The 13,297-nt window shown below is 38.3% G+C and carries 9 protein-coding genes and 1 pseudogene; 5 read left to right on the forward strand and 5 right to left on the reverse strand.

What is annotated here, in order from left to right:
* The first annotated feature begins 68 nt into the window (after window positions 1-68).
* The 3 genes from hldE (at window position 69) to tesB (ending at window position 3,257) form a co-directional block, all read left to right on the forward strand.
* The gene (gene hldE / locus JP36_RS05240; RefSeq protein ID WP_039172691.1) at window positions 69-1,496 is read left to right on the forward strand and encodes a bifunctional D-glycero-beta-D-manno-heptose-7-phosphate kinase/D-glycero-beta-D-manno-heptose 1-phosphate adenylyltransferase HldE; all 1,428 of its coding nucleotides are present in this window, start codon (window positions 69-71) and stop codon (window positions 1,494-1,496) included.
* Window positions 1,497-1,511: 15 nt separating this feature from the next.
* Window positions 1,512-2,315: an exodeoxyribonuclease III gene (xthA, locus tag JP36_RS05245; protein WP_039172694.1), complete on the forward strand. Its 804-nt coding sequence runs from the start codon at window positions 1,512-1,514 to the stop codon at window positions 2,313-2,315.
* An 81-nt stretch (window positions 2,316-2,396) separates the two neighbouring features.
* On the forward strand, window positions 2,397-3,257 hold the full coding sequence (gene tesB, locus JP36_RS05250; protein WP_039172697.1) for an acyl-CoA thioesterase II: 861 nt from the start codon (window positions 2,397-2,399) through the stop codon (window positions 3,255-3,257).
* A gap of 61 nt (window positions 3,258-3,318) precedes the next feature.
* Here tesB and JP36_RS05255 read toward each other — a convergent pair whose 3' ends face one another.
* Complete coding sequence (locus JP36_RS05255) at window positions 3,319-5,826, reverse strand: glycogen/starch/alpha-glucan phosphorylase (protein ID WP_039172699.1); 2,508 nt, start codon at window positions 5,824-5,826, stop codon at window positions 3,319-3,321.
* 269 nt (window positions 5,827-6,095) lie between these two features.
* Here JP36_RS05255 and JP36_RS11760 point away from each other — a divergent pair.
* Window positions 6,096-6,262 (forward strand): annotated as a pseudogene (locus JP36_RS11760) (CRISPR-associated endonuclease Cas2); the annotation flags it as partial.
* A gap of 326 nt (window positions 6,263-6,588) precedes the next feature.
* On the opposite strand, the gene folC reads toward JP36_RS11760, so the two are convergent.
* Window positions 6,589-7,917 (reverse strand): bifunctional tetrahydrofolate synthase/dihydrofolate synthase, encoded by a 1,329-nt coding sequence (folC, locus tag JP36_RS05260; protein WP_039172700.1) that lies wholly within the window; start codon window positions 7,915-7,917, stop codon window positions 6,589-6,591.
* An 85-nt stretch (window positions 7,918-8,002) separates the two neighbouring features.
* Between folC and JP36_RS05265 the strand changes: the two genes are divergently transcribed.
* A complete protein-coding gene (locus tag JP36_RS05265; RefSeq protein ID WP_039172702.1) occupies window positions 8,003-8,866 on the forward strand; it encodes a membrane protein in 864 nt (287 codons plus the stop codon).
* Between the two features lie 39 nt (window positions 8,867-8,905).
* Here JP36_RS05265 and JP36_RS05270 read toward each other — a convergent pair whose 3' ends face one another.
* The 3 genes from JP36_RS05270 to sppA are packed head-to-tail and all read right to left on the reverse strand — an operon-like array spanning window position 8,906 to window position 13,186.
* A complete protein-coding gene (locus tag JP36_RS05270) occupies window positions 8,906-10,261 on the reverse strand; it encodes an anti-phage deoxyguanosine triphosphatase (protein WP_039172704.1) in 1,356 nt (451 codons plus the stop codon).
* A gap of 13 nt (window positions 10,262-10,274) precedes the next feature.
* Window positions 10,275-11,315, reverse strand: coding sequence for an outer membrane-stress sensor serine endopeptidase DegS (gene degS, locus JP36_RS05275; RefSeq protein ID WP_039172707.1), 1,041 nt, complete (start codon window positions 11,313-11,315; stop codon window positions 10,275-10,277).
* Between the two features lie 14 nt (window positions 11,316-11,329).
* A complete protein-coding gene (gene sppA, locus JP36_RS05280) occupies window positions 11,330-13,186 on the reverse strand; it encodes a signal peptide peptidase SppA (protein WP_039172710.1) in 1,857 nt (618 codons plus the stop codon).
* Window positions 13,187-13,297: the final 111 nt, after the last annotated feature.

The following is a 13,297-nucleotide window of genomic DNA, read 5'->3' on the forward strand; positions in this document are numbered from 1 at the left end:
TGGAAATAGCATTATTCAAGACGGAGCTGTGGTAAAATCGCCAGCAAAATTTGTTTATGGAGAAAACTATGGTTCAATATTCCACTCAATTTAATCACGCTAAAGTCTTAGTCCTTGGCGATGTGATGTTAGACCGTTATTGGTTTGGTGCAACTAATCGTATTTCCCCTGAAGCGCCTGTTCCTGTGGTAAAAGTACAACAAAACGAAGAACGTGCTGGCGGTGCAGCTAATGTTGCGATGAATATCGCCAGTTTAAATGTGCCGATTAAATTGTTGGGAATGACTGGTCAGGACGAAGCAGCAGAGGCATTAGTGAAACTGTTGACAGATCAGAAAATTGATTGTGATTTTGTGCGTTTAAATTCTCATCCGACCATTACCAAATTACGAATCCTTTCTCGCCATCAACAGTTGTTGCGCCTTGATTTTGAAGAGAACTTTCACGATATTCAATCTAATGAGTTACTTTCTCGTTTGCAACATTATATTGCAGAATATGGTGCATTAATTCTATCTGATTACGGTAAAGGTACCTTATTACAAGTACAACAGATGATTCAAATTGCACGCCAAGCTAATGTGCCTGTGTTAATTGATCCAAAAGGTACAGATTTTGAGCGTTATCGTGGTGCAACTTTATTAACGCCTAATATGTCAGAATTTGAAGCGGTAGTCGGCGCTTGTCACAGTGAACAGGAAATTGTTGATAAAGGATTAGCATTGATCAAACAATTGGATTTGACAGCATTGTTAGTTACTCGCTCTGAAAAAGGAATGACCTTAATTCGTCCAGAGCAAGAGGCATTTCATCTACCAACGCAAGCACAGGAAGTATTTGATGTAACTGGTGCTGGAGATACCGTGATCAGTATTCTTGGTACAGCAATTGCTGATGGTCGCAGCTTGGAAGAGGCTTGTTATTTAGCCAATGTTGCCGCCGGTATTGTGGTCGGTAAATTGGGTACTTCCACTGTTTCTACCGTAGAATTGGAAAATGCAATTCATCGCCGCAGCGAAAACGGCTTTGGTATTATGAGCGAACAGGAGTTGAAACAGGCAGTAGCGAAAGCCAAAGCACGTGGTGAAAAAATTGTGATGACCAACGGTTGTTTCGATATTTTACATCCGGGACACGTTTCCTATTTAGCCAATGCGCGTAAATTGGGCGATCGTTTGATCGTTGCAGTCAATTCAGATGCCTCAGTAAAACGCTTAAAAGGCGAACAACGCCCAATTAATAATCTTGAAACTAGAATGGCGGTACTCGCTGGTTTAGCATCAGTTGATTGGTTAGTAGCGTTTGAAGAAGAAACCCCACAACGCTTAATCGGCGAAATTTTGCCTGATTTATTAGTTAAAGGTGGTGATTACAAACCGGAAGAGATCGCTGGTAGTAAAGAGGTTTGGGCAAACGGTGGGGATGTCAAAGTACTTAACTTTGAAAATGGTTACTCAACCAGCAATATGATTAAAAAAATTCAGTCGCTTAAATAAGGATTATACGAAGTTATGAAATTTATCTCTTTTAATATTAATGGATTACGCGCCAGACCCCATCAATTACATCAGCTAATTGAGCAATATCAACCGGATGTTTTAGGGCTACAAGAGATTAAAGTTGCTGATGAAGCCTTTCCACACGAGATTGTTGCTGATTTGGGCTACCACGTTTTTTATCACGGGCAAAAAAGCCATTATGGCGTTGCATTATTGACAAAACAGCAACCGTTAGCGGTACGCAAAGGTTTCCCTACTGATACCGAAGATGCGCAACGCCGTATTATTATGGCTGATTTAACAACGCCTTTTGGTCAACTAACAGTAATTAACGGCTATTTTCCACAAGGAGAAAATCGCAGCCACGAAACCAAATTTCCAGCAAAAGAAAAATTCTATCGTGATTTGCAACACTATTTAATCAATGAGCATAATGCTGAAAATCCTGTTTTAGTGATGGGTGATATGAATATCAGTCCAACCGATTTGGATATCGGAATCGGTGAAGAAAATCGAAAACGTTGGTTACGCACAGGGAAATGTTCTTTTTTGCCTGAAGAGCGAGAATGGTTGCAAAACTTATATCAATATGGTTTGGTTGATACTTTCCGAGCTTTACATCCACAAGTAAATGACCAATTCTCTTGGTTTGATTATCGCTCTAAAGGCTTTGATGATAATCGAGGCTTGCGTATTGATTTAATTTTAGCTAATCAAACTTTGGCACAGCGCTGTATCTCTGCCGGCATCGCTAAAGATATTCGTGCAATGGAAAAGCCATCCGATCACGCACCGATTTGGGCGGAATTTAAATAACTTCTTATAATTTTGCTATTCCTTAAAATGCATTGGAATAGCAAAATTTTTCGACTTTTCTATTTAATCAAAGGAAATCCAATGTCTACTGTTTTAAATCAACTCGTTGAATTGCTTAAACTTGAAAAACTAGATGATTTTCTGTTCCGTGGACAAAGTCAGGATTTAGGTTTACGACAGGTGTTCGGTGGCCAAGTAATAGCGCAAGCATTATCAGCCGCTATTCAGGTTGCTCCACAAGATCGTATTTTACACTCTTGTCACGCCTACTTTCTTGCCCCTGGCGACAGCCAACATCCTATTATTTACGATGTCGAAGTGTTACGTGAAGGTCATCATTTCACGGCGATGCGTATTAAAGCAATTCAACATAATCAATCCATTTGTCACGTAACCACCTCATTCCAAATGGAAGAGAATGGTTTTGAACATCAAACTATTATGCCATCTGTAGGTAAGCCAGACAGTTTTATGAGAGAAAGTGCAGTATTACAGCAGTTGGCTCAACATATCCCTGAAACAGTGCGTGATAAATTTATTGCCAAACGCCCTTTTGATATTCGAAGTAAATATATTAATAATCCATTCCAAGGCAAAATATTGCCACCTGAACAATATATTTGGGTAAAAACCAATGGTGAAGCACCGAAAGATCGAGCAACTCAACAATGTTTATTAGCTTATTTTTCCGATTTTCACCTTCTACTCACTGCACTACATCCTCACCAAAAAGGTTTTTTACAAACCGGTATGAAAGTGGCAACTATTGACCACTCAATTTGGTTTCATCGTGCTGGAGACATCACTGACTGGCTACTTTATGCTATTGAAAGTACTAATGCTTTTGGCGGAAGAGGTTTATCACGTGGTCAAATTTTCGATCGTCAAGGTCGCTTAATTGCCACTACCCAACAAGAAGGGTTAATCCGATTCAATCCTTAAAAATAAAAAAACGTGCATAAATCACTTTATGCACGTTTCAATAGCGTTAATCCGTTAACGGTTATAACTGTTCAGGAAGTTCATCCTCAATGACACAGTTTTCCGCTTCATAAACCTCTTTATCATAGCTTAATAACGGTTCAACTTTCCAGATATTCTCAGCATAATCAATGATCGAACGATCAGAGGAAAAATACCCCATATTAGCGGTATTAATCAATGCAGATTTTGCCCACGCCTGCGGTTGTTTGTAATGTTGATCCACTTGTTTTTGAATCTCAACATAAGCACGAAAATCTGCCATCACTTGATAATAATCACTGAACAAATTCAGTTCATTTTGATAACGCATCGGATCTTGCGGTGAGAAGTGTCCAGAAGTAATTTGCTGAATAACCGTATTTAATTCTGGTTCACGTTCAAAAAATTCAAAAGGAGAATAGCCTTTCGCCCGTAATGCTTCAACCTGCTCAACCGTATTACCAAAAATAAAGATATTTTCTTGACCCACCATATTGAGAATTTCAACATTAGCGCCGTCTAATGTTCCCACAGTTAATGCGCCATTCAATGCAAATTTCATATTACTTGTGCCAGAAGCCTCGGTTCCCGCCAAAGAAATTTGTTCAGAAACATCCGCAGCCGGAATAATGATTTGTGCAAGGCTAACACCGTAATTCGGAATAAAGACTACTTTAATTAAATCTTTAATACGTCCATCATTATTAATCACTTCTGCTACATCATTAATCAAGTTAATAATTTTCTTCGCTGTGTGATAAGCACTTGCAGCTTTACCGGCAAAGATAAAAACACGTGGTGTCCAGTCTGCATCCGGATTTTTCAAAATCTGGTTATAGCGATAGATAATGTGAAGTACATTCAATAATTGACGTTTATATTCGTGAATACGTTTTACCTGCACATCAAATAATGCGTTCGGATTCACTTCAATACCAAGATGATATTTGATGTACTCCGCTAAACGCTGTTTATTGCTGAATTTAACGCGTTGAAAATCAGATAAAAATGTTTCATCATCAATAAATTGGTTTAATTGACTCAATTCATCCAACTCTTTACGCCAATTTTTACCAATCTTACTATCAATCAATTTCGCCAACTCAGGGTTAGCAATCGCGATCCAACGACGAGGCGTTACGCCGTTTGTTACATTGGTAAAACGTTCAGGATAAATTTTCGCAAAATCAGCAAAAATAGATTTCACCATTAAATCGGAGTGGATTTTGGCAACGCCATTAATCTTATAGGAACCAATCACTGCCAACCACGCCATTCTAACACGTCGACCATTATCCTCATCAATGATAGATACACGACGAATAAAATCTTCACCGTAGCCTTTAGCACGCAAATCATTCAAGAAGTTTTCGTTAATTTCAAGGATAAGCTGTAAATGGCGAGGCAAGATTGAGCCTAGCATTTCAATTGGCCAAGTTTCCAATGCTTCACTCATCAATGTATGATTAGTATAAGAGAAAATGTTACAGCACATTTCCCAAGCTTTTTTCCACTCATAACCGTGTTCATCAATTAACAGACGCATTAATTCTGGAATTGCTAATACTGGATGAGTATCGTTTAAATGAATTGCTACTTTTTCTGCCAAATTATCCAAACTATCAAAAATATCTAAATGACGACGTAAAATATCTTGTACAGAAGCAGACGTTAAGAAATGTTCTTGTCTTAAACGTAATTCACGACCCGCTGTAGTGGAGTCATCAGGATATAGTACACGTGATACATTTTCAGAAAAGTTTTGTTTTTCCATTGCTGCGAAATAATCACCACGATTAAAATCATTTAGGCTAAACGCATCACTGGATTGTGCCGACCACAAACGCAATGTATTGGCAACATCGTTGTCATACCCCGGAACTAATTGATCATAACCAAGGGCCACCACTTCATCGGAAGGTTTCCAAATACATTTATTGTTTTCGTAATAAATTTGCCCACCAAAACGGATAGGAATTTTTTTACTTGGACGATTAAATTCCCACGCAATATTTTGTGCCAACCAACCATCCGGCTTTTCCACTTGACGACCATTTTCAATTTCCTGTTTAAACATTCCATAATCATACCGAATACCATAGCCGGTAGCAGGAATACGCAATGTCGCCAAACTATCCAAGAAACAAGCGGCTAAACGTCCTAAACCGCCATTACCTAAACCAGGATCTTCTTCCTGATTCAAGATATCTTCTAAATCCAAACCTAATTCTTTAAAGGCTTGTTTCATCGCTTCGTACACATCTTCTGCAATCATTGCATTGCTAAATGCACGACCCATTAGAAATTCCATTGAAAGATAGTAAACACGGCGTGATTTCTCGTGTTTAATAGCACGACGAGTATGTAAACGAGATTGTGCACTTAAGTCTCGAACAGTATAAAGTGCAGCATTCAACCAGTTTGTCAATTTTGCTTCAGAAGGCTCACAGCAAAGGTTATAAATTAATTTTGAAACGATAGTTGCTTTAAGAGATTCAACATCTCTTGCTGGTGCATGATAAGAAAATTTTATTGTGTTTGATGACATTTTTTATCTCCGATACGCAAATTTTTGCGGCGGCTATCCTATGTCATTTTGTCGATTTTTTCAATGATTTATGCTTATTCTTTACACTAAAACCGTTTAAAAAACACTTACTTTGATAATCACTGCAAAAAAACTAAATAACTTAAATTTGAAGTAATTAATCTATCACAAAAAATTACTGCTATTTTGAATATCTTTTCTGTTTTTGATCAAAGTTATCATTAATTTATAAAGGGTATTTTGTATATTGATTCCATTGATTCTTGGTAATTATTCCAGATCAATGGGTTAAACTAAAAACAAAATTATTAGATATTTATCAACCGGAATGTGACAGTTTACGCTTTTACCATCTTGGTAGTAAATGGCGAAAAAAGTTGAACATCATAGCGCTAAACCAGCATTTGATATTTTCCAAGATACGATTATTTTATGATCGCCAACCTATAGTTCCCACTAAAATAGTGTAAGATTAGCGATTCATTATTATTCTTTAAAAATCAATAAGTTAATAACTTAAAATATCCCATTTTTATTTTATGATATACGCGTTCGCCGCATATAAATAAAAAGATTGGCGAAATAGATAACATAAGTCTTTATTTTTGCTGATTTTTTATCATATGGTCGGTCGCCTTATGCGCGACCGTGAATTGAAACATCTGCTCATAGGCTAACCATTTTTGATTTAAGCCAATACTAAGTCATCTTATTTGGCATACATCTCTTTTAAACAATTAAGATCCACTAAAAATGTCTTCATTAATAATTACCTAACACATTCAAAAAATCCGCTACTGTGTGAAATGAACCAAAAATTAACAACAGATCCTCTTTTTGTGCCTTATTTAAAGCAATATCTACACCCTGTAACATTGAATTAACCGCTTGGCTTTCCAATAAATTATGATTTTTTTCTGCCACTAACTGTAACTTCCGCTGTAATTCAGTGGCACTTTGTCCTCTTTCGCCAGCCAAAGGAACACAAATCCACGCTGTAATAAAAGGTAACAATGGTGTTAATACACCTATGGCATCTTTATCCTGCAAAATACCGCAAATAGCATAAATATGACGGTAATTTGCTTTCTTCTGTGCTAATTGTGTTGCTAAATAACGTGCCGCGTGTGGATTATGTCCAACATCAAGTACAATTTGCGGTAAATTTTTGCTTTCTACATTAAATCGTTGAGCCAAGTTTTGGCACTGTTCTTGACTTAAAAATTGGAAGCGCCCAGCCAATTCAACATTTTGCAAACTCTGTTTAATTTGTGACAAGGTAATCTTGAATGGTAGAAACTTTAGTGCTGCCAACGCAGTTGCGGCATTTTGCAATGGAATGTGACAAAATGGTAAATGTTGCCACTGCTCCGTTCCTATTTGAAAAGCCCAATCCTGATCGGTCTGTTGCACTGAAAAATCCTTTTCACGATACAAGCTCGGACAGTGCAATTTTTCTGCCACCTGTTTAATTGAGATTGGACAATCCGGCTCGCCGACAACCAATGGTGTATTTTCACGACAAATTCCCGCTTTTTCAAAACCAATTTGCTCACGGTTATCGCCGAGAAATGCAATATGATCAATATCAATAGAGGTAATAATGGCTAAATCAGTGTCGATAATATTGGTCGCATCCAAACGCCCACCTAAGCCAACCTCAAGAATAATGACATCTAAATCTGCTTGTTGAAACAATAATAAAGCCGCTAAAGTGCTAAATTCAAAATAGGTTAAGGATTGGTTTCTTTGCTGTTCAATAATTGAAAATGCTCGGCTGTGCATCTGATCCGGCAACTCCGCCCCTTGAATGCGAACTCGTTCGTTATAGCGCAAAATATGTGGTGAAGAATACACGCCGACACGATAACCGGCATTGAGCAACAATGTTTCCAGCAATCGACAAGTTGTGCCTTTACCATTTGTACCTGCGACCGTAATGACAAATGCGGACGGATTTAATAAATTTAATTGTTGTGCCACGGATTTAACCCGTTCCAACCCCATATCTATATTTTTACTGTGCAAATGCTCCAAATATGCCAACCACGCATCAAGTGGTGAATTCTGATCTAATTTTTGCTGCATCATTATCTTATCCTTAGTTTGTGCTTGCGTATCATAGTGAATATTGCCTAAAATCGCCAGCAATCTTATTTTTTTGCAAGGAATAATTATGTTGTCACTATTTATCGCTATTTTCTGTAGCGTCGCTGTGAGCGTTTTTCTCAAAATCGCACGTTCACAACAGATCGTTATTTCACAAGCCATTGCCTGCAATTATATTATGGCAAGTTCCTTAACTTATTTCGTGTTACAGCCCGATTTTCAAGGGTTATCGTTTAGTGATGCTTTACGCCAAAATGAACACAGCTGGATTTTTCTCTTACTTGGTTTGTTATTGCCTTCTATTTTTTTGGTAATGGCGAAAGCGATAGAACATAACGGCATCGCTCGTGCTGATGCGGCGCAACGTTTATCGCTCTTTTTACCGATTCTCGCTGCGTTTTTACTTTTTGGCGAGCCACTGACTTCACAGAAAGCCATCGCTATTCTGTTAGCATTCTTAGCCTTATTTGCTTTGATTTTCAAACATAAAGCGGACGGCGCTTCTGGCGGCATAGTGGGTTTTGCGCTATTGCTGTTAGTATGGTTTGGTTACGGCGTGATTGATATTTTATTTAAACAGATTGCTAAATTCGGTGTCGCTTTTCCATTTGCGCTTTTCACCTCGTTTATCGTTGCCGGTTGTTTTATTTTTGCTTATTTAATTTTCGCCAAAATACGTTGGCAAGCAAAAAGTATGCTTGCCGGTTTACTGCTTGGTGTGCTGAATTTTCTAAACATTCTCTTTTATATCAAAGCACATCAACAACTTAGCCAAAATCCTTCATTGGTTTTTGCCGGAATGAATATTGGGGTCATCATTTTAGGCGCACTAATCGGGCTATTTGTATTTAAAGAAAAACTTAATAAAATCAATTTTATAGGTATCGGCTTAGGTATTGTCGCCATTATTTTGTTGCTGAGTTTTAAATAATGGCTTTCGCCTGCTGATGAGGGCAGGCGAATCTTTTATCTATAGCTGCTGATACAAGCGCAAGGCATAAGCATCCGACATTCCGGCAATATAATCACAAATAACGCGTTTACGGTGTGCTTCTTCTGCTTGCTGCCAACGCTTCACCGTGTTTGGCGGCAATAATCTGGTCGGATCGGTAACAAAAATTTGGAACATTTCTGTCAAAATATGTTGTCCCCGATATTCTATGCGTTGTGTTTTCACTTCGTGAATCACAAATTGGCTAACAAACTGTTTAAACAGATTTAATACTTCCACTGTTTCCGGCGGTAATTCTGCATTAAAACGCAGTAAAGGCTCGTTAAATTGTTCATTTTCACGCCAACGAATATGTGTAATAAAATAATTGACCAAGGAACCTATCGCATTTTTACGCAAATAATGTTGATCGGAAAATAGTGCATCCGTTAAGGCGACAATATTATCTCGAATCCAGTCCGCTCGACACTGCTGCAACTGTTGCAATGTTGGCTGCCACTGCTCCCGATGTACCAAGCCAACCACAATCGCATCTTCAAAATCGTGTACCGCATAGGCAATATCATCTGCCAACTCCATAATGCTGCAATCTAATGATTTATAACGACTTTTTAGTGTTTGTTCTGCTGAAGCGCGTTGCGGCAGTGAGGTAAACAGAGCATAATCTTGGCGAGAAAGCGGCGATAAAACCCATTCAAATGCGCTTAAATCATCGCGGAAAATCCCTTTCCCCGGACGCCAGTTTTCCATTTTGACATAGCGAGGATCTTCACTGCGCGGCAAATCCAGCTGTTGATATTGTGGAGAAACCTGATCCAAAATGACAGGATATTTCAAAATTCCAAGTAAAGTACGGCGAGTTAAATTCATTCCCCATTGTGGCGTATAAGGCTCCAATTTAGTTAAAATCCGAAACGACTGCCCGTTTCCTTCAAAACCGCCGCAATCGCTCATCATATAATTCAGCGCGACTTCACCGCCGTGACCAAAAGGCGGATGACCAATATCGTGAGCCAAACAAAGCGTTTCAATCAAACTATTTGCAGGCAGTAATTTTTTAATCAATGACGGCTTGATTTGCTCAACATAATCATTGCCCTTCTGTTGGCGCAGATGAATAAATGCATCCTCCAATTTTAGTTGTGAAGTCAAACTGCCACCAATTTGAGCAACCTCTAACGAATGCGTTAAACGTGTACGGTAAAAATCATTTTCACCGATAGAATGGATCTGTTTTTTCGCCTGCAGACAACGAAACGCAGCAGAATGCAGAATTCGTCCACGATCACGTTGATAGGGTGAACGGTGATCGTGTTCTCGACGAGGATCATTTTGTTGCCTTTCTGTCCAACATTTTGCGATTTCAAACATCATCACCTGCTCCTATTTAATTGATCGGATATTCCCCTATCTCAACCGGAATATTATAAAGTTTATTTTTCCGCAATACTTGTACGCTAACTACTGCGCCGGGTTTCATATTTCCAACCATATTGACCATTTGTGCAGGCGATTGCACTTCTGTATTGCCAAATTTTACAATGATATCGCCAATTTGAATACCGGAGCGCTGTGCCGGTCCATTCTGACTAAGATTGGTTACTAACACTCCTTTTTGTGAGTTGTCTTCTATCGGCGCACTGGAAAACATTTGACTTTCCACGCCAAAGAAACCGCGAATAACCCGTCCATCCTGAATAATCTTACTCATCACGGTGTTTGCCAACTTAATCGGTATCGCAAACCCTAAACCTTCAGCCACCACTTCATTTTCTGAACGCCCGATACTTAAAGTATTAATGCCGATTAACTCACCTAACGAATTGATTAACGCGCCGCCGGAATTACCTTGATTGATGGAAGCATCGGTCTGGATAAAATCCTGTTGTTTAAATTCACTGATAGTATTGCGTCCGGTGGCACTGATAATGCCTTGAGAAACGCTCTGCCCTAAGTTATAGGGATTACCGATAGCTAAAGCAACATCACCGACTTTCACAGTGCGTTCCGGATTTTGCGGAATGGTCGGTAAATCATTGGCGTTAATCTTCAATACTGCTAAATCCGTTAGCCAATCACTGCCAATAATGGTTGCTTGATAAATTTTGCCTGATTGCAGTGCAACAATAATTTGGTCGGCATTTTGTATCACGTGCTTATTGGTTAAGATATAACCATCACTACGCATAATCACGCCTGAGCCTAAATTATTCACACTGAAATCATTGCGGTTTGAATCTTGTAATGATCTTGTATAAACATTCACCACTGCCGGTGCAGCAATACGAACCGCATCATTGTAAGATGCTACTTGTGGGCTGAAAAATCTGCTTAAAAAGTGATTGCTGCCGGTGCCGGATAATATTAAGACGATCAACATTGCCGCTGCTAAACCGATAACAATCGCCTGCAATAATTTTTTAATCATTTTATGCCTTTATATTAATAAGTAGATTGACAATTCAAACAGTATAAATATTGACCCTTAGGATCGGTGAATTGCGTTAGCAATCCTAATTGTTGGTGCATTTGTTTGATTTGAGTAAAATCGACAATACCAATTGAACGCAACAAATCTTGCAGCATACTGCTCTTTTTTTGTCCCAATAATGATAACAATCCTTTACTTTGATCTTCAGAAAGCCATAAAAAACCAATTTGATCATCGGTTAATCCTTTCTCTTTTTCTCTGATTTTTTCTGAAGCTACTGCAATCGCCGTATTAAAATCACCCAACTCATCTACTAACTTATATTTTAATGCATCTTCACCAAGCCAAACACGCCCTTGAGCAATATTATCCACTTGTGATTTATCCAATTTACGCCCTTTAGCTACTAAACTGATGAATTGATCATAGCCGTGCTCGATCGACATCTGAATAACATCACTGTATTCTTGACTTAATGCGGTAAATGGCGACATTGAAGCTAAAGGTGAAGTCTTCACTCCGTCAGAATGAATACCTAGATTAGCCAAACTTTTCTCTAATGTAACGAATGCAGCAAAAATACCGATTGAACCTGTGATGGTATTTTTATCTGCAATAATATAATCTGCAGTGCTAGCAATCCAATAACCGCCTGATGCTGCCATTCCCCCCATTGAAACAACAACGGGCTTACCAATCTGTTGTAAGTGTTCAACTTCTTCACGAATAACTTCAGATGCAAATGCACTTCCTCCCGGACTATTAATACGTAACACTACTGCTTTTACTGCTGTATTCTCAGCTGCTTGTCGAAGTAAACGAGCAATAGTGTCCCCACCAACATTTTCATCATCGCTCTCACCATCAATAATTGCACCTTCTACACGAAGAACAGCTATATTATTACTAGTAGCATTAGCTGTTTCATAATCCGGTAAACTATATAAATAATTTGAAAAATCAATATATTGATAAGTATTATTTTCTCGATCCGCACCAAACTGTTGTTTTAATGCTGCACTTATCTGATAGCGTGTCGCCACTTCTGTCACTAACTTATTAGTTAATGCATATTGTGTCAAATCACCTTTCAAATTTTTCACTTGTTGTAAAAAGTCATTTGTTGAGGGGAAAATTTGCTCTTGTTTAAGATGACGGTTATTACTCACTGTTGTCTTAATATTATTCCACATTGCATTCAACCATTGGCTTGCATTTTGACGAGCCGCTTCCGACATATCATCTCGTAACAAAGGCTCAACTGCGGATTTGTAAGTTCCAACTCGAAAAATATGTGGTTGAGCATCAATCTTATCTAACAGCGATTTATAATAGAACTGTTCATCGCCCAATCCAGTTAACTCAACTTGACCTTGACGATGTAAGTAAATTTTATCCGCATAACTGGCTAAAATATATTGTTTTTGCGAATAGTTATCCGATACGGCAATCACCGGCTTACCACTCTGTTTAAACTCATTTAATGCTTTCCCAATAAAAGTTATAGAGGGCAAATCACCACCTTCAAAATAGTTAAGATCTAGCACAATACCTTTAATTCGCTCATCTTTTTTTGCTTGGGTAATAGCAAAAACCACATCAAATACTGATATTTTTTCTGATATTACCTGTTTCTGGACATTATTGAGTAACGCTTTTAAGCCACTATTTTGATCGCGATTATCCGCCAAAAAACCATCTAAATTTAAACGCAACGCACCCTGAGGTACTGGTTGTTTTCTTTGCTCTTCCACAAATAAAGTACTACTAAACAACAATATTCCTGCAACAAAAAGAAAAGCTAGGTTCATTAATACCCGACGTAAAACATTTAAACAATTCCAAATAAAACGAAAAATAGCAAACACAATTCACACCTTATTATTTATCATTTCCAGTCAGTTAAAATAGCACAAAATGCTTATCAATAAACGATCTTTTTCGCTGAACGCCTGTGTTGCGTGCTACAATACGCCATC

Source organism: Gallibacterium genomosp. 1 (assembly GCF_000771875.1).
Taxonomy (GTDB): domain Bacteria; phylum Pseudomonadota; class Gammaproteobacteria; order Enterobacterales; family Pasteurellaceae; genus Gallibacterium.

Excerpts from the sequence above, each read along its gene's own strand:
- hldE (WP_039172691.1), top strand. The coding sequence starts at position 69 with ATGGTTCAATATTCCACTCAATTTAATCACGCTAAAGTCTTAGTCCTT.
- xthA (WP_039172694.1), top strand. The coding sequence starts at position 1,512 with ATGAAATTTATCTCTTTTAATATTAATGGATTACGCGCCAGACCCCAT.
- tesB (WP_039172697.1), top strand. The coding sequence starts at position 2,397 with ATGTCTACTGTTTTAAATCAACTCGTTGAATTGCTTAAACTTGAAAAA.
- JP36_RS05255 (WP_039172699.1), bottom strand. The coding sequence starts at position 5,826 with ATGTCATCAAACACAATAAAATTTTCTTATCATGCACCAGCAAGAGAT.
- folC (WP_039172700.1), bottom strand. The coding sequence starts at position 7,917 with ATGATGCAGCAAAAATTAGATCAGAATTCACCACTTGATGCGTGGTTG.
- JP36_RS05265 (WP_039172702.1), top strand. The coding sequence starts at position 8,003 with ATGTTGTCACTATTTATCGCTATTTTCTGTAGCGTCGCTGTGAGCGTT.
- JP36_RS05270 (WP_039172704.1), bottom strand. The coding sequence starts at position 10,261 with ATGATGTTTGAAATCGCAAAATGTTGGACAGAAAGGCAACAAAATGAT.
- degS (WP_039172707.1), bottom strand. The coding sequence starts at position 11,315 with ATGATTAAAAAATTATTGCAGGCGATTGTTATCGGTTTAGCAGCGGCA.